The sequence below is a fragment of the Streptomyces sp. NPDC107471 genome (assembly GCF_055582845.1).
In genome coordinates this window covers 158165-182562 of record NZ_JBVJPC010000009.1, presented here as the reverse complement: position 1 = coordinate 182562, position 24398 = coordinate 158165, and the positions used below count along the sequence as shown (strand labels likewise).

At 72.0% G+C, this 24398-nt stretch carries 18 protein-coding genes; 11 read left to right on the top strand and 7 right to left on the bottom strand.

What is annotated here, in order from left to right:
- Nucleotides 1–5: 5 nt before the first annotated feature.
- The gene (locus ACZ66S_RS28965; RefSeq protein WP_469904482.1) at nt 6–788 is read right to left on the bottom strand and encodes an SDR family oxidoreductase; all 783 of its coding nucleotides are present in this window, start codon (nt 786–788) and stop codon (nt 6–8) included.
- A gap of 48 nt (nt 789–836) precedes the next feature.
- Here ACZ66S_RS28965 and ACZ66S_RS28960 point away from each other — a divergent pair, with 48 nt between their 5' ends.
- A complete protein-coding gene (locus ACZ66S_RS28960; RefSeq protein ID WP_469904481.1) occupies nt 837–1967 on the top strand; it encodes an acyl-CoA dehydrogenase family protein in 1131 nt (376 codons plus the stop codon).
- The gene (locus tag ACZ66S_RS28955) at nt 1967–2926 is read left to right on the top strand and encodes an acyl-CoA dehydrogenase family protein (protein ID WP_469904480.1); all 960 of its coding nucleotides are present in this window, start codon (nt 1967–1969) and stop codon (nt 2924–2926) included. Before ACZ66S_RS28960 ends, ACZ66S_RS28955 begins: the two co-directional genes overlap by 1 nt.
- Here the strand turns inward: ACZ66S_RS28955 and qcrB are convergent.
- Nucleotides 2901–4541: a cytochrome bc1 complex cytochrome b subunit gene (gene qcrB, locus ACZ66S_RS28950; protein WP_469904479.1), complete on the bottom strand. Its 1641-nt coding sequence runs from the start codon at nt 4539–4541 to the stop codon at nt 2901–2903. The genes ACZ66S_RS28955 and qcrB overlap by 26 nt on opposite strands.
- Before the next feature lie 192 nt (nt 4542–4733).
- On the opposite strand from qcrB, the gene ACZ66S_RS28945 reads away from it, so the two are divergent.
- Both ACZ66S_RS28945 and ACZ66S_RS28940 read left to right on the top strand, forming a co-directional pair.
- Nucleotides 4734–5651 carry a rhomboid family intramembrane serine protease gene (locus ACZ66S_RS28945; RefSeq protein ID WP_469904478.1) on the top strand — a complete coding sequence of 306 codons (918 nt, stop codon included), beginning with the start codon at nt 4734–4736 and terminating at the stop codon, nt 5649–5651.
- Entirely contained in the window at nt 5648–6571 is a 924-nt protein-coding gene (locus ACZ66S_RS28940; RefSeq protein WP_469904477.1) for a chitosanase, read from the top strand. The genes ACZ66S_RS28945 and ACZ66S_RS28940 overlap by 4 nt, the downstream gene beginning before the upstream one ends.
- Nucleotides 6572–6697: 126 nt before the next feature.
- Here ACZ66S_RS28940 and ACZ66S_RS28935 read toward each other — a convergent pair whose 3' ends face one another.
- The 3 genes from ACZ66S_RS28935 to ACZ66S_RS28925 all read right to left on the bottom strand — a co-directional run bounded on the left by ACZ66S_RS28935 (nt 6698) and on the right by ACZ66S_RS28925 (nt 13868).
- Nucleotides 6698–8158 (bottom strand): glutamate synthase subunit beta, encoded by a 1461-nt coding sequence (locus tag ACZ66S_RS28935; protein WP_469904476.1) that lies wholly within the window; start codon nt 8156–8158, stop codon nt 6698–6700.
- Complete coding sequence (gene gltB, locus ACZ66S_RS28930; protein ID WP_469904475.1) at nt 8151–12758, bottom strand: glutamate synthase large subunit; 4608 nt, start codon at nt 12756–12758, stop codon at nt 8151–8153. Before gltB ends, ACZ66S_RS28935 begins: the two co-directional genes overlap by 8 nt.
- 378 nt (nt 12759–13136) lie before the next feature.
- Entirely contained in the window at nt 13137–13868 is a 732-nt protein-coding gene (locus ACZ66S_RS28925) for a VIT1/CCC1 transporter family protein (protein WP_469904474.1), read from the bottom strand.
- 257 nt (nt 13869–14125) lie between these two features.
- On the opposite strand from ACZ66S_RS28925, the gene ACZ66S_RS28920 reads away from it, so the two are divergent.
- Genes ACZ66S_RS28920 through ACZ66S_RS28890 form a run of 7 tightly spaced genes read left to right on the top strand, consistent with a single transcriptional unit; the run spans nt 14126 to nt 22407 of the window.
- A complete protein-coding gene (locus tag ACZ66S_RS28920; protein WP_469904473.1) occupies nt 14126–15313 on the top strand; it encodes an ADP-ribosylglycohydrolase family protein in 1188 nt (395 codons plus the stop codon).
- Complete coding sequence (locus ACZ66S_RS28915) at nt 15310–16983, top strand: ADP-ribosylglycohydrolase family protein (protein WP_469904472.1); 1674 nt, start codon at nt 15310–15312, stop codon at nt 16981–16983. The genes ACZ66S_RS28920 and ACZ66S_RS28915 overlap by 4 nt, the downstream gene beginning before the upstream one ends.
- A gap of 7 nt (nt 16984–16990) precedes the next feature.
- Nucleotides 16991–18157 (top strand): ADP-ribosylglycohydrolase family protein, encoded by a 1167-nt coding sequence (locus tag ACZ66S_RS28910; protein ID WP_469904471.1) that lies wholly within the window; start codon nt 16991–16993, stop codon nt 18155–18157.
- Nucleotides 18145–19503, top strand: coding sequence for an ADP-ribosylglycohydrolase family protein (locus ACZ66S_RS28905; protein ID WP_469904470.1), 1359 nt, complete (start codon nt 18145–18147; stop codon nt 19501–19503). Before ACZ66S_RS28910 ends, ACZ66S_RS28905 begins: the two co-directional genes overlap by 13 nt.
- The gene (rbsK, locus tag ACZ66S_RS28900; protein WP_469904469.1) at nt 19500–20393 is read left to right on the top strand and encodes a ribokinase; all 894 of its coding nucleotides are present in this window, start codon (nt 19500–19502) and stop codon (nt 20391–20393) included. The genes ACZ66S_RS28905 and rbsK overlap by 4 nt, the downstream gene beginning before the upstream one ends.
- The gene (locus tag ACZ66S_RS28895; RefSeq protein ID WP_469904468.1) at nt 20390–21580 is read left to right on the top strand and encodes a CaiB/BaiF CoA transferase family protein; all 1191 of its coding nucleotides are present in this window, start codon (nt 20390–20392) and stop codon (nt 21578–21580) included. Before rbsK ends, ACZ66S_RS28895 begins: the two co-directional genes overlap by 4 nt.
- Nucleotides 21577–22407, top strand: coding sequence for an HpcH/HpaI aldolase/citrate lyase family protein (locus ACZ66S_RS28890; protein ID WP_469904467.1), 831 nt, complete (start codon nt 21577–21579; stop codon nt 22405–22407). The genes ACZ66S_RS28895 and ACZ66S_RS28890 overlap by 4 nt, the downstream gene beginning before the upstream one ends.
- A gap of 61 nt (nt 22408–22468) precedes the next feature.
- Here the strand turns inward: ACZ66S_RS28890 and lgt are convergent, their stop codons facing one another.
- Both lgt and ACZ66S_RS28880 read right to left on the bottom strand, forming a co-directional pair.
- Nucleotides 22469–23416 carry a prolipoprotein diacylglyceryl transferase gene (gene lgt / locus ACZ66S_RS28885; protein WP_469904466.1) on the bottom strand — a complete coding sequence of 316 codons (948 nt, stop codon included), beginning with the start codon at nt 23414–23416 and terminating at the stop codon, nt 22469–22471.
- Nucleotides 23417–23519: 103 nt separating this feature from the next.
- The gene (locus ACZ66S_RS28880) at nt 23520–24296 is read right to left on the bottom strand and encodes a DsbA family protein (RefSeq protein ID WP_469904465.1); all 777 of its coding nucleotides are present in this window, start codon (nt 24294–24296) and stop codon (nt 23520–23522) included.
- Between the last annotated feature and the right edge of the window lie 102 nt (nt 24297–24398).

Sequence of the window (24398 nt, the reverse complement as noted above, 5' to 3'; positions counted from 1 at the left end):
TTGTCCTAGGCGTGCTGGCTGCTGACGGCGACGACCTCGCCCGTCATGTACGAGGAGTAGCCGGACGCGAGGAACACGATCACGTTGGCCACCTCCCAGGGCTGCGCGTACCGCCCGAGGGCCTCGCGCGCGGTGAGCTCCTCCAGCAGCTCGGCCGAGGTCACCTTCACCAGGTGCGGGTGCATGGCGAGGCTGGGCGACACGGCGTTGACGCGGACGCCGTACCGGGCCGCCTCCAGTGCCGCGCACCGGGTGAGCGCCATGACCCCGGCCTTGGCGGCGGCGTAGTGCGCCTGTCCGGCCTGGGCGCGCCAGCCGACGACGGAGGCGTTGTTGACGATCACCCCGCCGGAGTCCCGCATCCGCCGCAGGGCCGCCCGGGTGCAGCGGAAGGTGCCGTTCAGCGTGACGTCGAGGACGCGGGTCCACTGGTCGTCGGTCATGTCGACGAGCTCCGAAGTGCCGCCGAGGCCGGCGTTGTTGACGACGATGTCGAGCCGTCCGTGGTCCCGGACGGCGGTGTCGAGGAGCGCCTCCACCTGGGCCTCGTCGGTGACGTCGCACGCCAGGGAGGTCACCGCGCCCGGGAACTCGCGGGCCAGGACCGTCTCGTGCTCCTTCAGGCGCCGTGCGTGCGCGTCGCTGATCAGGACGTGCGCGCCCTCCTCCAGGAAGCGGCGTGCGGTCGCCCCGCCGATGCCCGCGCCGGCGGCGGCGGTGATGACGGCGGTGCGTCCCGCCAGCAGCCCGTGCCCCGGCTCGTAGGCCGGACTCTCGACGCCTGTCATGGCGCCACGCTAACCTACCAAACACTTGTTAGGGAAGGACGGGTGTCCATGGATCTGGCGTTCACGCGGGAGGACGAGGCCTTCCGTGCGCAGGCCCGGGCGTGGCTGCGCGCGCATGTGCCCGCCTCGCCCCTGCCCTCCCTGGAGACCCGGGAGGGCTTCGCGGCCCACCGCGCGTGGGAGGCGGAACTCGCCGCGGACCGCTGGTCGGTGGTCGACTGGCCCGCCGAGTACGGCGGCCGGGACTGCGGGCTGATCCGCCGGCTGGTCTTCGAGGAGGAGTACTACGCGGCGGGGGCGCCCGGCCGCGTCGGCCAGAACGGCGTCAGTCTGCTCGCCCCGACCCTCTTCGACCACGGCACGCGGGAGCAACGCGCGCGCGTGCTGCCGCCGATGGCCACCGGCGAGGTGGTCTGGGCGCAGGCCTGGTCGGAGCCGGAGGCGGGCTCCGACCTGGCCTCCCTGCGCTCCAAGGGGGTGCGCACGGACGGTGGTTGGCTGCTCAGCGGCCAGAAGACCTGGTCCTCCCGGGCCGCGTTCGCGGACCGCGCCTTCGGGCTCTTCCGCACTGACCCGGACACTCCGAGACCCCATCAGGGCCTGACCTACCTGATGTTCGACCTTCGGGCCCCCGGCGTCACCGTCCGCCCGATCCGCCGCCTCGACGGCCGACCGGCCTTCGCCGAGCTCTTCCTGGACGAGGTGTTCGTACCGGACGAGGACGTCATCGGCGAGCCCGGCCAGGGCTGGCGGATCGCGATGTCTGCGGCGGGCAACGAACGCGGTCTGATGCTGCGCTCACCGGGCCGCTTCCTGGCGGGCGCCGACCGGCTGTGCGCGCTGTGGCGGGCGCAGGGCTGCCCGTCACAAGCGCGGACCGGGGTGGCGGACGCCCTGATCGGCGCCCGCGCCTACCAGCTCTTCACGTACGCGGCGGCAGCCCGGGCCCTGGACGGCGAGAGCCTCGGCCCGGAGTCCAGCCTGAACAAGGTCTTCTGGTCCGAGTACGACATCGCGCTCACCGAGACGGCCCTGGACCTCCTCGGCGAGGAGGAGGACCCGGACTGGTCCGAGCGCTACGTCTTCGCCCTCGCCGGCCCGATCTACGCCGGCACGAACGAGATCCAGCGCGACATCATCGCCGAACGCCTGCTGGGCCTGCCGAAGGGACGTCGTTGATGCGCTTCCTCCTCGACCCCGAGCAGCGGGACTTCGCCGCCTCCCTGAACGCCCTGCTGACCGCCGCGGACACCCCGTCCGTCGTCCGGGACTGGAGCCGCGGCGACCACGAGAGGGGCCGCGCGCTGTGGCGCCGTATCGCCGAGGCGGGCGTCTTCGCCCTGGCGGTGCCTGAGGCCTACGAGGGACTGGGGCCGCGCCCCCTCGAACTCGCGCTCGCCTTCGTGGAGTTGGGGCGGCACGCGGTGCCGGGCCCCTTGGTGGAGACCGTGACGGCGGCCGCGTTGCTCACCGAACCGGCGGCGGCGAAGCGACTGCTCCCGGCGCTGGCCTCGGGAGCGACGATGGCCACCGTGGCGCGTGCCGGCGGACACGCCCTGGACGGCGAGGCCGCGGACGTCCGCCTCGCCCTGACCGCCGACGGCCTGTACCTCGCCCCCGGCCACGGCCCGGTACGCCCCTCGCTCGACCCCGCCCGCCGTCCCACCCCGCTGGCGCCGGGCGGCGAACTGCTCAGCGCGGACCCGCCCGTCGCCGCCGCCCTCCTCATGGCCCGCCTCACCACCGCCGCCCAGGCCCTCGGCGTGGGCCTCGCCCTCCTCGACAGGACCGTCACCCACGTGCGGCGGCGCACCCAGTTCGGCGTGCCCATCGGTTCGTTCCAAGCGGTCAAGCACCAACTGGCCGACGCGAAAATCGCCTTGGAGTTCGCGCGTCCCCTGCTCCTCGGCGCCGCCCTGACGATGACCGCGCAGGACGTCGCCGCCGCCAAGGTCACGGCATGCGAGGCGGCGTACCGGACGGCCCGTACCGCGCTCCAGCTCCACGGCGCGATCGGGTACACGGCGGAGTACGACCTGTCCCTGTGGCTCACCAAGGCCCGTGCCCTGCGCACCGCCTGGGGCAGCCCCGACGAGTGCCGTGCCACCGTCCTCAGTGGTGACGGTCGCCGCTGCTGATCTCCCGGTACTCCTCCGCCGTCGGCTTGGCGATCCGCGTGTCGGGCCCGAACATGGCCCGCGCGAGCCCGGCCCGCATCCGCTGGGCGCGCCTGACGGGCCGTCGCACCCCGTTGGCGTCGACCGACGGGCCGATCTCGTACGGCGGTTGCTGCTCGTGCTGGGTGAGGGTGTGGAGCTGCGCCTGCGAGAGGGGCTCGTGGAGCTCGACGAACTCCCCGTGCGGCAGCCGCCTGATGGTGCCGCTCTCCCGCCCGTGCAGCACCTTGTCCCGGTCCCGGCGCTGGAGCCCGAGGCAGACACGCTTGGTGATCACGAAGGCGAGCACCGGCACCACGAACACGGAGACCCGCACGAACCAGGTGATCGCGTTGATGGACAGGTGCAGATGCGTGGCCACGATGTCGTTGCCGCCGCCGATCAGCAGCACCACGTACAGGCTCAGCCAGGCGACCCCGAGGCCGGTGCGGACGGGGGCGTTGCGCGGCCGGTCCAGGATGTGGTGCTCGCGCCTGTCGCCGGTGACCCACGCCTCGACGAAGGGGTACACCCCGATCGCGAGCAGGATCAGCGGGAAGAGGGAGAAGGGGATGAAGACGCCGGGTTCCAGGGTGTGGCCCCAGAAGTTGATCTCCCATCCCGGCATCACCCGGATCAGCCCCTCGGAGAAGCCGAGGTACCAGTCGGGCTGGGCGCCGGTGGTCACCAGGTGCGGGCTGTACGGCCCGAACGCCCACACGGGGTTGATCTGGGCGAGCCCGCCCATGAGCGCCAGCACGCCGAAGGTGAGGAAGAAGAAGCCGCCCGCCTTGGCCATGTAGACCGGCAGGAAGGGCATGCCGACCACGGACCTGTTGTCGCGGCCGGGCCCCGGGTACTGGGTGTGCTTGTGGTAGAAGACCAGGATCAGATGGGCGACCACCAGGCCGAGCATGATCCCGGGCAGCACCAGGACGTGGATCGGGAAGAGCCTCGGGATGATGTCGTGGCCCGGGAACTCCCCGCCGAACAGGAAGAACGACAGGTACGTCCCGACGATCGGGATCGACAGGATGGCCCCGTCGGCGAACCGGATGCCGGTGCCGGAGAGCAGGTCGTCGGGGAGGCTGTAGCCGGTCAGGCCGGTGATGATGCCGAGGAACAGCAGGGTCCAGCCGAACACCCAGTTGAGCTCGCGCGGCTTGCGGAAGGCGCCGGTGAAGAACACCCGCATCATGTGCACGAGCATGCCGGTCACGAAGACCAGGGCCGCCCAGTGGTGGATCTGCCGGATCAGCAGTCCGCCGCGCACGTCGAAGCTGATGTCGAGCGTGGACTCGTAGGCCCGGGTCATCACCACGCCGTTGAGGGGCTCGTAGGAGCCGTGGTAGACGACCTCGACGCCGCTGGGCTCGAAGAACAGCGTGAGGTAGATGCCGGTGAGGATCAGGATGAGGAAGCTGTAGAGACAGACCTCGCCCAGCATGAACGACCAGTGGTCCGGAAAGACCTTGCGCATGTTGGCCTTGGCCAGCGCGTACAGGCCGAGCCGCCCGTCCGCCCAGTCGGCGATCCGCTCGCCCTTGCCGGCCTCCGCGCCCCGGGCCGTCCGCTCCACCGATCGTGCGCCGTCCATACGTCGTCGCCTCCCCGTCGGATCACTGTCAGGGTGCCACGGCGGTACGGCTGAGCCAACGGGGCCGACAGGGCGTAACGGATGATCACGGCCGGGGCCCCGCCGCTCTCCCCCCTCCCCCGCGTTCGCTATTTTGTTCGCCGCCGACCCCACCGGCTCGATCATCGTCCCCGCCACTTCGAGGAGCCGGCCGTGGAGCCCGAATCCACCGTCACCACCTGCTACCGCCATCGCACGGTGGAGTCCCATGTCCGCTGCACCCGCTGCGAGCGGTACATCTGCCCGGACTGCATGCGGGAGGCGGCCGTGGGCCACCAGTGCCCCGAGTGCGTCCGGGAGGGGGCGCGCTCGGTGCGGCAGGCCCGGACCGTGTTCGGCGGCCGGATCACGGCCGTCCCCCTGGTGACGTACGTCCTCATCGGCCTCAACGTGCTCGCCTACCTCGGTGAACTCGTGCGCCCGGCGATCGTGGACCGGTTCGAGATGCTGGGCGTCGGTCTGGTGGGGACGGACGGCGGCCACTACGTGTGGCAGGCCGTCCACCCCGCCGCCTTCCACGCCGAGGGCGTCGCCGACGGCGAGTGGTACCGGCTGCTGACCGGCGCCTTCCTCCATCTGCCGCCCACCGAGGGCACGTTCGGGATCCTGCACATCGTGATGAACATGGTGTCGCTGTGGAACATCGGCCGCGTGGTCGAGACCCAGCTCGGGCGGGTCCGCTACCTCGCCCTCTACCTGCTGTCGGCGCTCGGCGGCTCGGTCCTCGTCCTGCTCGTCTCCCCCACCACCCCCACGCTCGGCGCGTCCGGCGCGATCTTCGGGCTCGGCGCCGCGTACTACGTGATGGCCAGGCGTCTCGGCGCGGACATGGCCCAGGTCAACCGCTTCATGGCGGGTCTGCTGCTGTGGCTGCTGATCTCCGCGGGCCTGACCTCCTGGCAGGGGCATCTGGGCGGTCTGCTCGCCGGCGGCGTCGTCACCCTCGCCTACGCGTACGCCCCCCGGGACGGCCGTCGCACCCTGGTGCAGGCGGGCGCCTGCGTGGTCCTGCTGGTGGTGCTCGTGGTGTCTACTTGGGCCAAGGTCACCGAACTGACGGGAAACCCGTGAAACGCCCCCGCCTGCTGCTCCTCGCGGCCGTCCCCGTCCTCGTCACGGCGTCGGTCTATCTCCTCGTGCCCGAGGACTCCGACGCGGGACGGGCCGGCCCCGACCTCTCCTCCGCCTACCGGTCGCAGGCGGCCCAGGACGCCGCCGCCGCCAAGGCCCGCGCCGAGGAGGCGGAGAACGCGGCGGACGACAAGATGCTCGCCGACCTGCCGCCCGGCCTGGCCGCCCCCGCCCGGAAGGAGCTCGCGCAGCAGCTCGTGGCCAGCGCCGAGAACTCCACCCTCGACTGGCGCAGCGCCTACGCCTACATCGAGGACATCGGCGACGGCCGGGGCTACACGGCCGGCCCGGTCGGCTTCTGCACCGGCACCCACGACCTGCTCACCCTCGTCGAGCGCTACACGAAGGCCCACCCGGGCAACGGGCTGGCGCGCTACCTCCCCGCCCTGCGCGAGGTCGACGGCACCGACTCCCACGAGGGCCTGGACCCCGGCTTCACGGCCGCGTGGAAGGCGGAGGCCGCCCGGCCGGCCTTCCGCAAGGCCCAGGACGCGGAGCGCGACCGCGTCTACTTCGATCCCGCGGTCCGCCTCGCCAAGCTCGACGGACTCGGCACCCTCGGCCAGTTCGTCTACTACGACGCCATGGTCTTCCACGGCCCCGGCACCGACGCCACCAGCTTCTACGGCCTGCGCGAACGCGCCCTGCGGAAGTCCCACAGCCCGACCGAGGGCGGCTCGGAGAATGCCTACCTGGACACCTTCCTGGACCTCCGCGTGGACGCCATGCGCGCCCGCGACGCGGACATCGACACCACCCGCGTCGACACCGCGCAGCGGCGCTTCCTCGACGAGGGCAACCTGGAGCTGCGCACACCGCTGACCTGGCAGGTGTACGGGGAGACGTTCGAGGTGCCCTAGGAGAGGTGCCGTAGGAGAGGTGCCGTAGGAGCGCATGCGACGGCGCCCGCCTCCGGTCCGGTCGGGGACGTGGAGGCAGGCGCCGTCAGTGTTCCGTACGCCTTTGTACGGGACGTTCGGGGGCCGTCAGACCATCAGGGAGCGGTCGGTCGGCCGGATCGGGGCGGGCAGTTCGCTCGCGCCGGTCAGGAAGCGGTCGCAGCCGCGGGCGGCCGAGCGGCCCTCCGCGATCGCCCACACGATGAGCGACTGGCCGCGGCCGGCGTCACCGGCGACGAAGACGCCCGGCACGTTGGTCTGGAAGTCGGCGTCGCGGGCGATGTTGCCGCGCTCGTCGAGCTCCAGGCCGAACTGCTCGACCAGGCCGTTCTCGCGGTCGGTGCCGGTGAAGCCCATCGCGAGGGTGACGAGCTGGGCGGGGATCTTGCGCTCCGTGCCCGGCTTCGAGGTCAGCTTGCCGTCGACGAACTCGACCTCGCTCAGGTGCAGCCACTGGACGTTGCCGTCCTCGTCGCCCTCGAAGTGGGTGGTCGAGACGGAGTAGACCCGCTCGCCGCCCTCCTCGTGCGCGGAGGTGACCTTGTACAGCATCGGGAAGGTCGGCCACGGCTGGTGCGGGGCACGGTCCTCGCCCGGACGGGGCATGATCTCGAGCTGCGTCACCGAGGCCGCGCCCTGGCGGTGGGCGGTGCCCACGCAGTCGGCGCCGGTGTCGCCGCCGCCGATGACCACGACGTGCTTGCCCTCGGCGGAGATCGGGGAGGAGACGTAGTCGCCCTCCTGGACCTTGTTCGCCAGCGGCAGGAACTCCATGGCCTGGTGGATGCCCTTGAGCTCGCGGCCGGGGACCGGGAGGTCACGCGCGGTGGTGGCGCCGGCGGCGATCACGACGGCGTCGTACCGCTTCTTCAGGTCGGTCGCCTTGAGGTCGCGGCCGATCTCGATGCCGGTACGGAAGCGGGTGCCCTCCGCGCGCATCTGCTCGATACGGCGGTTGATGTGCCGCTTCTCCATCTTGAACTCGGGGATGCCGTACCGGAGGAGGCCTCCGACGCGGTCCGCGCGCTCGTAGACGGCGACGGTGTGACCGGCCCGGGTGAGCTGCTGGGCGGCGGCGAGACCGGCGGGTCCTGATCCGATGACCGCGACGGTCTTGCCGGACAGGCGCTCGGGGGCCTGCGGCTCGACGTCACCGCTGTCCCACGCCTTGTCGATGATCGAGACCTCGACGTTCTTGATGGTGACCGGCGGCTGGTTGATGCCGAGCACGCACGCCGACTCGCAGGGAGCCGGGCACAGCCGCCCCGTGAACTCGGGGAAGTTGTTCGTCGCGTGCAGACGCTCCGAGGCCGCGGCCCAGTCCTCGCGGTAGGCGTAGTCGTTCCACTCGGGGATGAGGTTCCCGAGCGGACAGCCGTTGTGACAGAACGGGATGCCGCAGTCCATGCAGCGGCTGGCCTGCTTGCTGATGATCGGCAGCAGGGAGCCGGGGACGTAGACCTCGTTCCAGTCCTTCAGACGGACGTCGACGGGGCGGGACTTGGCGACCTCGCGGCCGTGGTTCAGGAAGCCCTTCGGGTCAGCCATTGATCGCCGCCTCCATCATCTTCTCGGTGATCTCGGACTCGGAGAGTCCCGCCTGCTCGGCGGCGTCCTTGGCGGCGAGCACTGCCTTGTACGTGCTGGGGATGATCTTGCTGAAGCGCTCGACGGCGGTGTCCCACTCGGCGAGCAGCTTCTCGGCGACCGTGGAGCCGGTCTCCTCCTGGTGGCGGCGCACCACGTCGTGCAGCCACTGCTTGTCGGCGTCGTCGAGCGCCTCGACGGCGTTCACGTTGCCGACGTTGACGTTCTCCTTGGCCAGATCGATGACGTACGCGACGCCACCGGACATGCCGGCCGCGAAGTTACGGCCCGTCTCGCCGAGGACCACCGCGTGACCGCCGGTCATGTACTCGCAGCCGTGGTCGCCCACGCCCTCCGAGACCACCAGTGCACCGGAGTTGCGGACGCAGAACCGCTCACCGGTACGACCGCGCAGGAACAGCTCGCCGCCGGTCGCGCCGTAGGCGATGGTGTTGCCCGCGATCGTCGAGTACTCGGCGAGGTGGTCGGCGCCCCGGTCGGGACGGACGATCACCCGGCCGCCGGAGAGGCCCTTGCCGACGTAGTCGTTGGCGTCGCCCTCCAGGCGCAGCGTGACACCGCGCGGCAGGAAGGCGCCGAAGGACTGGCCCGCGGAGCCGGTGAAGGTGATGTCGACGGTGTCGTCGGGCAGGCCCGCGCCACCGAACTTCTTCGTCACCTCGTGGCCGAGCATGGTGCCGACCGTGCGGTTGATGTTGCGGATCGCGACCTGGGCGCGCACCGGCTGGGCGTCGGTCGCCGAGTCGGCGGCCAGGGCGTCGGCGGCGAGCTTGATGAGCTCGTTGTCGAGCGCCTTCTCCAGGCCGTGGTCCTGCTCGACGACCTGGTGCAGCGCGGCGCCCTCGGGCAGTTCGGGCACGTAGAACAGCGGCTCCAGGTCCAGGCCCTGCGCCTTCCAGTGGTTGACCGCGCGGGTCACGTCGAGGGTCTCGGCGTGGCCGACGGCCTCCTCGATGGAGCGGAAGCCCAGCTCGGCGAGGATCTCGCGGACCTCCTCGGCGATGAACTTGAAGAAGTTCACGACGTACTCGGCCTTGCCGGTGAACCGGTCGCGGAGCACCGGGTTCTGGGTGGCGATGCCGACCGGGCAGGTGTCCAGGTGGCAGACGCGCATCATGACGCAGCCGGAGACGACGAGCGGCGCGGTCGCGAAACCGAACTCCTCGGCGCCGAGCAGCGCGGCGATGACGACGTCACGGCCGGTCTTGAGCTGGCCGTCGGTCTGGACGACGATCCGGTCGCGCAGGCCGTTGAGCAGCAGGGTCTGCTGGGTCTCGGCGAGACCGAGCTCCCAGGGACCGCCCGCGTGCTTCAACGACGTGAGGGGCGAGGCACCCGTACCTCCGTCATGGCCGGAGATGAGCACGACGTCCGCGTGCGCCTTGGAGACACCCGCGGCGACCGTGCCGACGCCGACCTCGGAGACCAGCTTCACGTGGATCCGCGCCTGCGGGTTCGCGTTCTTCAGGTCGTGGATGAGCTGCGCCAGGTCCTCGATCGAGTAGATGTCGTGGTGCGGCGGCGGGGAGATCAGACCGACACCCGGGGTCGAGTGGCGGGTCCTGGCGACCCACGGGTAGACCTTGTGGCCGGGGAGCTGGCCGCCCTCGCCGGGCTTGGCACCCTGGGCCATCTTGATCTGGATGTCGTCCGCGTTGACCAGGTACTCGGAGGTCACGCCGAAGCGGCCGGAGGCGACCTGCTTGATCGACGAGCGCCGGGCCGGGTCGTACAGCCGGTCCGGGTCCTCGCCGCCCTCACCGGTGTTGGACTTGCCGCCCAACTGGTTCATGGCGATGGCGAGGGTCTCGTGCGCCTCCTTGGAGATGGAGCCGTACGACATGGCGCCGGTGGAGAAGCGCTTGACGATCTCGGAGACCGGCTCGACCTCGTCGACGGGGATCGAGGGGCGGTCCGACTTGAAGCCGAAGAGGCCGCGCAGGGTCATCAGGCGCTCGGACTGCTCGTTCACGCGGTCCGTGTACTTCTTGAAGATGTCGTAGCGGTTCGCACGCGTCGAGTGCTGGAGGCGGAACACCGTCTCCGGGTCGAACAGGTGCGGCTCGCCCTCGCGGCGCCACTGGTACTCGCCGCCTATCTCCAGGGCGCGGTGGGCCGGCGCGATGCCGCTCGCCGGGTACGCCTTGGCGTGCCGGGCGGCGACCTCCTTGGCGACGACGTCGATGCCGACGCCGCCGATCTTGGAGGCGGTACCGCTGAAGTACTTCCGGACGAAGCCCTCTTCGAGACCGACGGCCTCGAAGACCTGGGCGCCGCGGTAGGAGGCGACGGTCGAGATGCCCATCTTCGACATGACCTTGAGGACGCCCTTGCCCAGGGCGTAGATCAGGTTGCGGATGGCCTGCTCGGCCTCGATGTCCGACAGGAAGGTGCCCGCCCGGACCAGGTCCTCGACGGACTCCATGGCGAGGTACGGGTTCACGGCCGCGGCGCCGAAGCCGATCAGCAGGGCGACGTGGTGGACCTCGCGGACGTCACCGGCCTCGACCAGCAGGCCCACCTGGGTGCGCTGCTTGGTGCGGATGAGGTGGTGGTGGACGGCCGCGGTGAGCAGCAGCGACGGGATCGGCGCGTGCTCGGCGTCGGAGTGCCGGTCGGAGAGCACGATCAGCCGGGCGCCGTTGGCGATGGCGGCGTCGGCCTCGGCGCAGATCTCCTCGATGCGGGCGGCGAGGGAGTCGCCGCCGCCGGAGACCCGGTACAGGCCGGAGAGGGTCGCGGCCTTGAAGCCGGGCATGTCGCCGTCGGCGTTGATGTGGATGAGCTTGGCCAGCTCGTCGTTGTCGATCACCGGGAAGGGCAGCACGACGGAGCGACAGGAGGCGGCGCTCGGGTCGAGCAGGTTGCCCTGCGGGCCCAGCGAGGAGCGCAGGCTGGTCACCAGCTCCTCGCGGATGGCGTCCAGCGGCGGGTTGGTGACCTGCGCGAAGAGCTGGGTGAAGTAGTCGAAGAGCAGCCGCGGACGCTCGCTGAGCGCGGCGATCGGCGAGTCGGTGCCCATCGAACCGATCGGCTCGGCACCGGCCTTGGCCATCGGCGCGAGCAGGACGCGCAGCTCCTCCTCGGTGTAGCCGAAGGTCTGCTGGCGGCGGGTGACCGAGGCGTGGGTGTGCACGATGTGCTCGCGCTCGGGCAGGTCGCCGAGCTCGATCTCGCCGGCCTCCAGCCACTCCGCGTAGGGCTGCTCGGCGGCGAGGCCGGCCTTGATCTCGTCGTCCTCGATGATGCGGTGCTCGACGGTGTCCACGAGGAACATCCGGCCGGGCTGGAGACGGCCCTTGCGGACGACCTTGGCGGGGTCGATGTCGAGGACGCCGACCTCGGAGCCGAGGACGACGAGGCCCTCGTCGGTGACCCAGTAGCGGCCGGGGCGAAGGCCGTTGCGGTCGAGGACCGCGCCGACCTGCTTGCCGTCGGTGAAGGTGACACAGGCCGGGCCGTCCCAGGGCTCCATCAGGTTGGAGTGGAACTGGTAGAAGGCGCGGCGGGCCGACTCCATGGAGTCGTGGTTCTCCCACGCCTCCGGGATCATCATCAGCACGGAGTGCGGCAGCGAACGGCCGCCCAGGTGCAGGAGTTCGAGGACCTCGTCGAAGGACGCGGAGTCGGAGGCGTCCGGCGTGCAGATCGGGAAGACCCGCTCAAGTGCCTTGCTGTCGTTGCCGAACAGGTCGGAGACGAGCTGCGACTCGCGGGCCGCCATCCAGTTGCGGTTGCCCTTGACGGTGTTGATCTCACCGTTGTGCGCGACGAAGCGGTACGGGTGCGCGAGCGGCCACGACGGGAAGGTGTTCGTGGAGAACCGGGAGTGCACGAGCGCGATCGCGGAGGCGAAGCGGCGGTCGGACAGGTCCGGGAAGAAGGGCTCGAGCTGACCGGTGGTCAGCATGCCCTTGTAGACGATGGTCCGCGCGGACAGCGACGGGAAGTAGACGTCGACCTCGCGCTCGGCGCGCTTGCGCAGCACGAACGCCTTGCGGTCGAGGGCGATGTCCGTGGCGGGCGCGGCGGCGCCGTCGGTCACGAAGACCTGGCGGAAGGCGGGCATCGTCGAGCGGGCGGTGGCGCCCAGCAGCCCGGGGGCGACCGGGACCTCGCGCCAGCCGAGGACGGTGAGGCCCTCCTCGGCGGCGATCGTCTCGATCCGCGAGACGGCGTCCTCGGTGCCGTCCTCCGGCAGGAAGGCGATACCGACCGCGTACGCACCGGCCGCCGGCAGCTCGAAGCCGACGACGTCACGGAAGAAGGCGTCCGGAACCTGGGACAGGATGCCCGCGCCGTCACCCGAGTCGGGCTCGGAGCCGGTGGCACCGCGGTGCTCCAGGTTGCGCAGAACCGTGAGCGCCTGCTCGACCAGCGCATGGCTCGCCTCGCCGGTGAGGGTGGCCACGAAACCGACGCCACAGGCGTCCTTCTCGTTGCGGGGGTCGTACATACCCTGCGCAGCAGGGCGAGCATCCATGAAGGACCACTTCTGGCCATTCGTGGAGTGCTGGGACGGCTGGCGCGGCGTACGCATCGGCTCTCCCGTCGTCGTCATTGGCATGTTTCAAATTGCCGAGGGACGACGTTGGCCCTCTGCGTGAGTGCAAAATTTCGTGCAGGTTACATGATGGAGCGGATCTCGGGAACCGGATACTCCGTTCCAACATGCGGACGCCACGCGGTGCGAGGGGGGTGCCGCACACGTGGCCTGAAGTATGTGGGGGTCGATCCGGACCGATCGGTCAGATCATGGTCCGTCGACCCATGGGCGGTGAAGGCGTCGTCGCCGACCCCGCGGGTGCGCCGCAAGCGTCATTGCCCACAGTGCTTACGGCTCATTCCCAACGGTGATGCCGCCGAAACCAGCGAGTAACGGCTACTTATGCGGCCCAACGCATAAGTAGCAGTCGCACTATCCTACGGCCGTTCCGAAGAAACTGCCCAGGGCGTACGTCACACCGGCTGCCGCACCTCCCAGAGCGAGCTGCCGCAGTCCGCTGTACCACCAGGTCCGCGCGGTCACCCTGGCCACCACGGCACCGCAGGCGAACAGTCCGACGAGGGCGAGCAGCACGGCGGGCCACAGCGCGGTCGCGCCGAGCAGGTACGGCAGTACGGGGAGCAGGGCGCCCAGGGCGAAGGAGCCGAAGCTGGACACGGCGGCGACGAGCGGCGAGGGCAGGTCGCCCGGGTCGATCCCCAGTTCCTCCCGGGCGTGGATCTCCAGAGCCTGCTCGGGATCCTTCGACAACTGCCGGGCGACCTCCCTGGCCAGCTCGGGTTCGACGCCCCGGCCCTCGTACAGGGCGGCCAGCTCGGCCTCCTCGTCCTGCGGGTGCTTGCGCAGCTCCCGGCGCTCCACGTCCAGCTCGGCCTCGACCAGCTCACGCTGGGAGGCGACGGAGGTGTACTCGCCGGCCGCCATGGAGAAGGCGCCGGCCGCGAGCCCGGCCAGCCCGGTCAGCACGATGGTGTGCTGACCTACGGCCCCGCCGGCGACTCCGGACATCAGGGCGAGGTTGGAGACCAGTCCGTCCATGGCGCCGAACACGGCGGGCCTGAGCCAGCCGCCGTTGACGTCCCGGTGCGTGTGGTTGTCGCGGTGCGCCTCGTGGAGGGGCGCTTCGATGTCGATGACGGCCATTCCGGTCCCCCAGGGAAGCTAAGCCAAAGCTAACTTTGGACACGTTCTAATTCTTAACAACGCTCACAGTACGTCGGTCCATTCCTCGTCGCCAGCAAGGAAAGGCTGGGCTAACCTGCGGTTTTACCTTGCGCACGCGCAGACGATCATGACTCCGCTCAGATGTCGACCGGGTGACGTTGGGGGCAGGGAGGCTGAGGTCAACCGCCGATGGTGGGACATATGCGGCACAAGGTTCCGTTGTGGAGAGGCCGCGCATGACATCGATCGCCCGCGTTCCCTCGGTCCCGACACCCCAGGACACCGCCGAACTCCGCGAGCGGGCCCGCGGCGCCCTGCTGGGCCTGGCGGTCGGGGACGCCCTCGGGGCCCCCGCCGAGAACATGAAGCCGTCGCAGATCCGCGCCCGCTGGGGCCGTATCGAGGGCTACGTCATGGACGAGCCGACCGGCACGGACGACACCGAGTACGCGATCTTCTCGGGTCTGCTCCTCGCCCGTCACGGCTCGGCCCTCACCGCCGCCCACGTGGAGGCGGCCTGGCACGAGTGGATCGCGGACCGCGACGAGGGCCCGTTCCGGGGCGCCGGCTTCAGCGAGCGCGGCACCCTGGAGAACCTGCGCCGGGGCCTGGCCGCCCCCATCTCCGCCCAGCACCGGCACGCCTGGAGCGACGGCCTGGCCATGCGGGCGGCCCCCTTCGGGGTCTTCGCGGCGGGCCGCCCCGCGGAGGCCGCCCGCCTGGTGGCCGTCGACGGCTCGGTGAGCCACGACGGCGAGGGCATCTACGGCGGCCAGGCGGTCGCGGCGGGAGTGGCGGCGGCGATGGCGGGCGCCCCCACGATCGCCGTCGTCGCCTCAGCGCTGGCGGTGATCCCGGACGACAGTTGGACCGCCCGGTCCCTGCGCCGGGCCGTGGCGGTGGCCCACCGGGGCGAGCGGGCGGTCCGCTCCGCGGTGGTGATCGGCGGCTATCCGTGGACCGACCTGGCCCCGGAGGCGGTGGCCCTCGCCTTCGGCGCGTACGCGGCGGCGGACGGCGACTTCCGGGAGGCCGTGCTGACGGCGGTGAACATGGGCCGGGACGCCGACACCACGGCGGCGGTGGCGGGGGCGCTGGCCGGAGCGACGAGGGGCGCGTCGGCGATCCCGGCCGACTGGGCCGCGGCGATCGGCCCGGCGAAGGGCAGTTGCCTGCCGTCGATGGCGGGCCACCACGTGCTGGACGTGGCCGAGTTGCTGGTGCCGGGCGAGGCCGAGAAGTGGACCACGACCGGCCTCCCCCAGAACTGGCCCCCACCGACCCCGAACGCCTTCACCCTGGCCCCGGACGCCCCGGACGCCTTCGCCTTGCCGGCGGGCGACCCGGACACCTTCACCCCGACACCGGGCGCCCCGGACACCTTCACCTTGGCAGCGGGCAACAACACGGGACCGAACCGATGAGGCCGCCGGGCCCCTGGGGCGAGACCACACCAGACCTGCCGACACCGCTCGTCCTCGCCCCCACCGACGGCGAACGCGCCACGGAGGAACCGCCCACAGCCGCCGAGGAAAGTGGCACGGGCGATGCCGACGAGACCACCCCACAGGCCCCACCCACACCCGACGACGAGACCTCCACGACCACCCCCACCAGCACGACTAAGCCGACGGCCCCTGTAGCCGCCGCCGCAGCCGCGACCACCCCCCAGGCGCCACCCACACCCGCCGACGAAAGCCGCACGCCCACCCCCGCGGCTCCCAATAACACCCCACAACGACCCCCCGCCCCCCACCACGAAACCCGCACGACGACCCCCACCCCCACGTCAAACCCGCCCACCCCCGCAGCCGCCGACGACGAGAACACCCCACAGGGGCCACCCGCACCCGACAACGAAAGTCGCACGGGTGGTGCGGGTGGGAACAACCAGGCCGAAGGCGAAGCCGAGGCAACCCTCACCGCACCCCCACTCCCGCACACCACACCCCACCCACCCCCCCGCCAACACCCCCACCCCGGCCAGAAAATCCAGGGCCTCCTCCTCGGCCTGGCCGCAGGCGACGCCGCCGGCTGGCCCGCCGCCCGTCACAGAGCCGCCCGTATGCCCGACTGGACCCGCCGCCTCACCCGCGAACTGGACACCTTCGCCGAACAGAACGCCACCACCACCCTCCCCGTCCCCATCGCCCTCAACCAGCCCCCCGAACCCCTCCGCCTCGGCCCCTCCGACGACGCCGAATGGGCGGCCTTCACCGCGGAGGCCCTCCTCAGGGCGGGCGACGACACCGCCCTGGGCGACCTGACGAGACAACGCCGTACGAGAGCCGCCATCGACCTCGCCTGGAACGCCCTCGCCGCCGAAGTCGCCGCGGCAGCGGACCGCGCCCCCGAGATCGAGTCCGCCGTCCTCCCCCTGCGCGCCCGCATCTCCGTACGGGCCGGACTCGGCAACCTCGCCACCGGCCTGCGCCCACCCGCGACCGGCCATGACAACCCGCACTACTTCGACGACGCGGCCTGCGTCAGGGCCTGCGTCCTCGCGGTGGCCCACCCCGGCGACCCCGGACTCGCCGCGGAACTCGCCGAGTTCGACGCCCGCTACACCCAGGACGGCGACGGGGTGCACGGAGCGAGGGCGATGGCCGCGGCCGTCTCCGTGGCCCTGGCCGGCGCCCCCGTCGACGCCTGCGTGACCGCGGCCCTCGCCGAACTCCCCGAGGAGACGGAGATCGGCCGCAACGCCCGCCACGCCCTGCACCTCGCCCGGACCGCCGACGGCACCTTCGCCCTGATCCCGGCCCTGGAGCACGAGATCGTCGACCACGTCTACAGCTACGGCATCGCGGCCGCCGAGACCGTCCCCGTGGCCCTCGCCCTGGCCACCGCCGCCCGGGGCCGCATCGCCGAGGCGGTCCCCGCGGCGGCCTGTCTGTCCCGGGTGGCCGACTCGGCCCCGGCCCTGGCGGGCGCCCTGACCGGCGCGCTCGGCGGTGCCGGCGCGATCCCCGCCGCCTGGCGGGACACCTGCCGCACCCTCTCCGGCTGCGCACTGCCCCGCCTCACCGGCACGGACCTCGTGGAACTCGCCGGACTCCTGGAAGCCGCACAACCGCCCCTCCCGGGAGGATGATTCGGGCATGACGCCCAAAAACTCAGAAAGCAGCCTTGAGGACCGGATCACCGGAGCCCTCGTGGGCGCGGCGGTGGGCGACGCCCTCGGCGGCCCGGTCGAGGGCTACTCCCCCGACCAGATCCTCGAACGGCACGCCGGCCGCGTCCACGGCATCGTCGGCCCCTGGAACGGCGACGCCTGGCGCACCGCCCGCCCCATCGCCCCATACCACAAGGGCGACGGCCACGTCACCGACGACACCTTGATGACCCACGCGCTGATCCGCGTCTACGACCGGGTCCGGGACCACCTCGACGCCTACGCGATCGCCGACCACCTGGTCCCGGACCTGATGACGAACCCGCGCTGGATCCCGGAACTGGAGGCGGAGGCCCTCCCCCTGCACCGGATCTTCCTCGCGGAGAAGTGGCTGGTCACCCGTCTCCACTACGGTCACGTCGACCCGCGGGAGGCGGGCGTCGGCAACATCGTCAACTGCGGTGCGGCGATGTACATGGCCCCGGTGGGCCTGGTCAACGCGGCGAACCCGCGGACCGCCTACACCGAGGCCCTGGACGTCGCGGGCGCCCACCAGTCGTCGTACGGCCGTGAGGCGGCGGCGGTCTTCGCGGCGGCGGTGGCGGCGGCATGCGAGCCGGGCGCGACCCCGGACTCGGTCGTGACGGCCTGTCTGAAGCTGGCGAAGGACGGCACCCGGGCGGCGATCGAGAAGGTCTGCGAAGCGGCCGCCCCCCACACGGACTTCGAGTCGGCCCTGCGGCCGCTGCGGGACGCCGTGGCTCCCTACGACACGGTCGGACCCGACTACCGCGCCCCCTCCCTCGGCGCCCGCCGCCCCTCCCGTCTGCACACGATCGAGGAACTGCCCGTCGCGCTCGGGATGTTGCTGGTGGCCGGGGGCGACTACCGGCACGCGGTGCTCGGCGCGGTGAACTACGGCAGGGACTGCGACTCGATCGCCACGATGGCCGGGGCGATGGCGGGCGCGCTGGGCTCCCCGGTCCCGGACGACTGGGCGAAGACGGTCTCGGAGGCGAGCCGGCTGGACCTGTGGGAGCCGGCGGTGACGCTGACGGCCGTGACCCGGGAGGTTTTCGAGCGGGACCTGGCGGGGCGCAGGACCCACGAGGCGGCCTTCGCGGAGCTCGGAGGCCCCAGATGCTGCGACTGACCTGGGTCCAGCCGGAGGACCTGATCGGCCACGAACTCCGTCAGGCGGCCCAGGACGGCAGGGAGCCGTCGGCGATCGCGGCACGCTGGCGCGCGGCGGGCGGTGGCCAGGCACCGGCCCGGGCGGGCGCCTCGGCGGAACCCGCGTCCAGGTATCTGCGGCAGCTCGCGGAGGACCTGCTGGACGAACTGGCGGACCTGCCGAGCGCGTTGGAGGACGACGAGCCCACCGACCTCGCACGGATCAAGGCCCGCTGCCGGACCTGGCCCGCGCACGCCTCCCCGGCCACCCTCACCCAGGGCGCCCTGGAAGCGGCCTGGCTGGGCCGGGCCGTGGGCTGCCTGCTCGGCAAACCCGTGGAGAAGCTCCCCCTGGAAGCCATCCGCGCACTCGCCCGTGCCACCGGCAACTGGCCCCTGCACACCTACTTCACGGCGAAGGGCGTCCCCGCCGAACTCCTCGCCGCCCACCCCTGGAACCGCCGCTCCGCCGCCACCTCCCTCGCCGAGAACATCGACGGCATGCCCGAGGACGACGACCTCAACTACCCGCTGCTGAACCTGCTGTTGCTGCAACGCCACGGCAAGGGCTTCACCACCGCGGACGTGGCGCGCCTCTGGCTCGACGAGCTTCCCGCCGGCCGCACCTTCACCGCCGAACGGATCGCCTACCGCAACCTCCTCCAGGGCCTGGAACCCCCGAGAACGGCCCGCCACCGCAACCCCTTCCGCGAGTGGATCGGAGCCCTGATCCGCGCGGACGTCCACGGCTGGACCAACCCCGGCGACCCGGCCGCCGCGGCCGAACAGGCCCACCGGGACGCCACCCTCACCCACACGGCGAACGGCGTCTACGCGGCGATGTTCACGGCCGCCGTGATCGCCCAGGCGGCGGCGACCCCCGACATCCGCACCTGCCTGCGCACCGGCCTCGGCGTGATCCCCCCGAACTCCCGGCTGGCGCAGGCGATCACCCACGCCGTCCGACTGGCCGAGCGGCACGACGACTTCGACAGGGTCGTGGACGAACTCCACGCCCTCCACGCCCCCACCCACCACTGGGTCCACGCGATCCCCAACACCGCCCTGATCGCCGCCGCCCTCACCCACGCGGACGGCGACTTCACCGGCTCCGTCTGCCGGGCGGTCGCCGGCGGCTGGGACACCGACTCCAACGGCGCCACGGCCGGCAGCGTCGCCGCCCTCCTGGCGGGCGCCCCGGAACACCTCCCCGACCACTGGACCAGCCCCCTCAAGAACCGCCTGGCCACCTCCGTGGCCGACCTCAACGGCACCGGCTTCGACACCCTGGCCCGTCTCACCCACCGGGAGGCTGCTCGCCCATGACCCACATCGCCGTGCTCGGCAGCACGAACATGGACCTGGTCGCCTACGTCGAGAAGGCACCCCGGCGCGGAGAGACCGTCACCGGGAGGGAGTTCCGTACGATCCCCGGCGGCAAGGGCGCCAACCAGGCGATCGCCGCGGCCCGCGCGGGCGCCACCGTCTCGATGATCGGCGCGGTCGGCAACGACGGCTTCGGCACCCGCCTGCGCTCCACCCTCGAACATTCCGGCGTCACCACCGACCACCTGCGCACCATCGAGGGCCCCTCCGGCACCGCGCACATCGTGGTGGACGACGAGGGCGGCAACGCGATCGTCGTCATCCCCGGCGCGAACGGCACCGTCGACCACCTCGCCCCCGGCGACGAGGGCCTGATCGCCTCGGCCGACGCCCTCCTGCTCCAACTGGAGATCCCCGTGGCAGCCGTCCTCGCGGGCGCGCAGACGGCCCGCGCCCACGGCGTCCGTACGATCCTCACGCCCGCCCCGGTCCAGTCCCTGCCGCCCGAACTCTTCGCCGCCACCGACCTGTTGGTGCCCAACGAGCACGAGGCGGCCACCCTCACCGGCCTGGCCGACCCGTTCGCCGCGGGTGCCGCCCTCCTCGACCGGGTCCCGCGCGTGGTGATCACCCTGGGCGAGGCAGGCAGCCTGTATCTGACCCGGGACGCCGAACCCCTCGTCGTCCCCGCCCCGCGGGTCGCCGCGGTGGACTCCACCGGTGCGGGCGACACGTACGTGGGCGCCCTCGCCGTCGCCCTCGGCGAGGAACGGCCGATCCGGGAGGCGATGGTCTGGGCCGCCGCGGCCGCCGCACTGTCCGTCCAGCGGGAAGGCGCCTCGGCGTCGATGCCCTACCGCTCCGAGATCGAGGCCCGGTACACGTCATGACCCAGACCCCCCTGCACGGCCTGCGCGTGCTCGACACGGCCACCCTCTTCGCCGGCCCTCTCGCCGCCACCCTGCTCGGCGACTTCGGCGCCGAGGTCCTCAAGATCGAGCACCCCACCAAGCCCGACCCCTCCCGCGGCCACGGCCCCTCGAAGGACGGCATCGGCCTGTGGTGGAAGGTCCTGGGCCGCAACAAGCGCACCCTCACCCTGGACCTGTCCAAGGCGGGCGGCCGGACCACCTTCCTCAGGCTGGCCGCCTCCGCGGACGTGGTCATCGAGAACTTCCGCCCCGGCACCCTGGAGAAGTGGGACCTCGGCTGGCCCGAGCTGTCCGCCGTCAACCCCCGGCTGGTCCTCACCCGCGTCACCGGCTTCGGCCAGTTCGGCCCCTACGCCCACCGCCCCGGCTTCGGCACCCTCGCCGAGGCGATGAGCGGCTTCGCGGCGATCACCGGCGAGCCGGACGCGCCCCCGGTCCTGCCGCCCTTCGGCCTGGCCGACTCCATCGCGGGCCTGGCCACGGCGTACGCGGTGATGACCGCGCTCGCGGCCCGGGAACGCACCGGCGAGGGCCAGGTCGTCGACATGGCCCTCATCGAGCCGATCCTGACGGTCCTAGGACCCCAGCCGACCTGGTACGACCAGCTCGGTCACGTCCAGGAGCGCACCGGCAACCGCTCCGCCAACAACGCCCCGCGCAACACCTACCGCACGGCCGACGGCACCTGGGTCGCCGTCTCCACCTCGGCGCAGTCCGTCGCGGAACGCGTGATGCACCTGGTGGGCCGCCCTGAGCTGATCGACGAGCCGTGGTTCGCGACCGGCGCCCAGCGGGCCGCCCACTCCGACGTCCTGGACGCGGCGGTCGGCTCGTGGATCGCCGCGCGCACCCGCACCGACGTGCTCGCCGCCTTCGAGAAGGCGGAGGCCGCGATCGCCCCGATCCAGGACGTCCGGGACGTCCTGGCCGACCCGCAGTACCAGGCGCTCGACACCGTCACCACGGTCGACGACCCCGACCTCGGCCCCCTGCGCATGCAGAACGTCCTCTTCCGGCTCTCCTCGACCCCCGGCGCGATCCGCTGGGCGGGCCGTGCGCACGGCGCGGACACGGACCAGATCCTCACCGAACTGGGCCTGACACAGGACGAGTTGGCGGCCCTGCGCGCGGAGGGCGCCCTGTGAGGCCGTACCCTCTGACCTGGCTCTACGTGCCGGGCGACCGCCCGGAGACCGTCAGCAAGGCGCTCGTCGCCGGTGCCGACGTCGTGGTCGTCGACCTGGAGGACGCGGTCGCCCCCGAGCGCAAGCGGTACGCCCGCGAGGCCACCGCCGAACGGCTCGGCGACCCCCAGCCGGTCCCGGTCCACGTCCGGGTGAACTCCCTGGCCGGCCCCCTGGCGGCGGCGGACCTGGCGGCCGTCGCCGCCCTCCCGGGCCTCGCCGGCCTGCGCCTGCCCAAGGTCACCGCCCCCGCCCAGATCACCCGCGTCGCGGCGGCGGCGACCCGGCCCGAAGGAGGCGTCCCACCCCTGTACGCCCTCCTGGAATCGGCCCTCGGCATCGAGCACGCCCACGCCATCGCCACCGCCCACCCGGGTCTGCGCGGCATCGCCCTCGGCGAGGCGGACCTGCGCGCCGACCTCGGCGTACGGCACGACGGCGGCCTGGACTGGTGCCGCTCCCGGGTGGTCGTGGCGGCGCGCGCGGCGGCCCTGCCTCCCCCACCGCAGTCGGTCCACCCCGACATCCGGGACCTGGAGGGCCTGCGGGCCTCCTGCGCCCACGGCCGGGCCCTGGGCTTCCTGGGCCGGGCGGCCATCCACCCCCGCCAGCTCCCGGTGATCGAGCGCGCCTACCTTCCCACGGAGGAGGAGATCGAGCAGGCGGAGACGGTCCTCAAGGCGGCGGAGGCCCACCAGGGGGCCCAGGCCCTGCCGGACGGCACCTTCGTCGACGCGGCGGTGGTGGCCCAGGCCCACCGCACCCTGTCCCTGGCCCACCGCGGCTGACACACGACGAGGGCGCCCCGACAGCTCGGGGCGCCCTCGTCGACGTACGTACGACCGACCGTCAGCTCTTCTTGGCCGACTCGGCCTCGTCGGCGGTCTCGGCGTCGGCCTTCTCGTCGGCGTCGGTGTCGCCGTCGGCCTTCCCGTCGGCGTCGGTCCTCTCGGCCTCGCCGGGCTCACCGTCGTCGGTGTCCGCGCCCGGCTCGACGACCTCCTCGCGGCCGGGCCGCTTCTTCGCCGAGACCACGATGTACGTGACGGCGAGCAGGAACACGATGATCGCGGTCCAGACGTTGAGCCGGAGCCCGAGGATGTGGTGGGCGTCGTCGATGCGCATGTACTCGATCCAGCCGCGGCCCGTGCAGTACGCGGCGACGTACAGCGCGAACGCCCGTCCGTGCCCGAGCTTGAAGCGGCGGTCGGCCCAGATGACGAGGAGCGCGACACCGACGCACCACAGCGACTCGTACAGGAACGTCGGGTGGTAGTAGCCCGGCACCCGTCCGTCCGTGGAGGACGTGATGTGCAGGGCCCACGGCAGGTCGGTCGGCTTGCCGTACAGCTCCTGGTTGAACCAGTTGCCCCAGCGGCCGACGGCCTGCGCGAGGGCGATGCCGGGGGCGATGGCGTCGGCGTAGGCCGGCAGCGGGATGCCCCGGCGGCGGCAGCCGATCCACGCGCCCACCGCACCGAGCGCGATCGCGCCCCAGATGCCGAGGCCGCCCTCCCAGACCTTGAAGGCGTCCACCCAGTCACGGCCCTCGCTGAAGTACAGCTCGTAGTCCGTGATCACGTGGTAGAGGCGGCCGCCGAGCAGTCCGAACGGCACGGCCCAGACCGCGATGTCGGCCACCGTGCCGGCCCGCCCGCCACGGGCGATCCAGCGCCTGTTGCCGAGCCAGACGGCAACGAAGACGCCGATGATGATGCAGAACGCATAGCCACGCAGCGGGATGGGACCGAGGTGGATCACCCCGCGCGACGGGCTGGGAATGTAGGCAATTTCCATGGCAGGGTCGACGCTACCCTGCCGGGCCGGGCCCACGGCAGGCGGCCCGGCAACGGGTCCATAACAGGCGGGTGAGAGGCACCGGCCCCCGTCTTACCGGCCGTCAGCCCTTGTTGGCGGCCTCCACCTGCTGCTTCAGCTTCGCCGGGGTCATCGACTGGTCCTGGTAGATGTTCTTGCCGTCGAGCAGCACGGTCGGGGTGCCGGAGAAGCCGCCGTTGCGGAAGGCGGCCGCGGACTTGTCCACCCAGCCGTTGTGGGTGCCCTTCTCGACGCAGGTGCGGAACGCGGGCGTGTCGAGGCCGTCGACCTTCTTCGCCAGTTCGAGCAGTCTGTCGTTGTCGGCGTAGTCGTCGCTGGTCTCCACGGGCTGGTTCTCGAACAGCACGTCGTGGTACCCCGGGAACTTCCCGGCGTCCTGGGCGCAGGCCGCCGCGTTGGCCGCGTTGCGGGAGCCGGTGCCGCCCATGTTGCCGTCGATGATCGTGGCCAGGTGGTACTCGACCTTGAGCTTCCCGGAGCCGGTGAGCTCGTGGATCGTCGGGCGGTACGCCGTCTCGAAGGCCTTGCAGGCCGGGCAGCGGAAGTCCTCCCAGACGACGAGCGTCGACCTGGCCCCCTCCTTGCCGACCGGGATGGCGAGACTGTCCTGGCCGTTGGCCCCCGACGGCACCACGACCGGGCCCGAGGAGCTGTCCTTCTTGTCCTTGCCGGAGTTGGCCGCGACGACGCCGACCACCGCGGCGAGACCGAGGACGCACACGACACTCGCACCCACGATCAGCACCCGGCGCCGCTTCTCCGCGGTCTTCTGCTTCGCGCGCTCCTCCGCCAGCCGCTCGCGGGCGGTGCGCTTTCCCTCACGGTTCTTCTCGCTCACACCCGCAGAACGAACCGGGGAGGCGCACCGCGCCTCCCCGGCCCCAGGTCCACCCGTTCGAGTGACCGAATTCTCCGGCACGCCCTGACAGGCGCGCGGCAG

Excerpts from the sequence above, each read along its gene's own strand:
- ACZ66S_RS28965 (WP_469904482.1), bottom strand. The coding sequence starts at position 788 with ATGACAGGCGTCGAGAGTCCGGCCTACGAGCCGGGGCACGGGCTGCTG.
- ACZ66S_RS28960 (WP_469904481.1), top strand. The coding sequence starts at position 837 with ATGGATCTGGCGTTCACGCGGGAGGACGAGGCCTTCCGTGCGCAGGCC.
- ACZ66S_RS28955 (WP_469904480.1), top strand. The coding sequence starts at position 1,967 with ATGCGCTTCCTCCTCGACCCCGAGCAGCGGGACTTCGCCGCCTCCCTG.
- qcrB (WP_469904479.1), bottom strand. The coding sequence starts at position 4,541 with ATGGACGGCGCACGATCGGTGGAGCGGACGGCCCGGGGCGCGGAGGCC.
- ACZ66S_RS28935 (WP_469904476.1), bottom strand. The coding sequence starts at position 8,158 with ATGGCTGACCCGAAGGGCTTCCTGAACCACGGCCGCGAGGTCGCCAAG.
- gltB (WP_469904475.1), bottom strand. The coding sequence starts at position 12,758 with ATGCGTACGCCGCGCCAGCCGTCCCAGCACTCCACGAATGGCCAGAAG.
- ACZ66S_RS28925 (WP_469904474.1), bottom strand. The coding sequence starts at position 13,868 with ATGGCCGTCATCGACATCGAAGCGCCCCTCCACGAGGCGCACCGCGAC.
- ACZ66S_RS28920 (WP_469904473.1), top strand. The coding sequence starts at position 14,126 with ATGACATCGATCGCCCGCGTTCCCTCGGTCCCGACACCCCAGGACACC.
- ACZ66S_RS28915 (WP_469904472.1), top strand. The coding sequence starts at position 15,310 with ATGAGGCCGCCGGGCCCCTGGGGCGAGACCACACCAGACCTGCCGACA.
- ACZ66S_RS28910 (WP_469904471.1), top strand. The coding sequence starts at position 16,991 with ATGACGCCCAAAAACTCAGAAAGCAGCCTTGAGGACCGGATCACCGGA.
- ACZ66S_RS28905 (WP_469904470.1), top strand. The coding sequence starts at position 18,145 with ATGCTGCGACTGACCTGGGTCCAGCCGGAGGACCTGATCGGCCACGAA.
- rbsK (WP_469904469.1), top strand. The coding sequence starts at position 19,500 with ATGACCCACATCGCCGTGCTCGGCAGCACGAACATGGACCTGGTCGCC.
- ACZ66S_RS28895 (WP_469904468.1), top strand. The coding sequence starts at position 20,390 with ATGACCCAGACCCCCCTGCACGGCCTGCGCGTGCTCGACACGGCCACC.
- lgt (WP_469904466.1), bottom strand. The coding sequence starts at position 23,416 with ATGGAAATTGCCTACATTCCCAGCCCGTCGCGCGGGGTGATCCACCTC.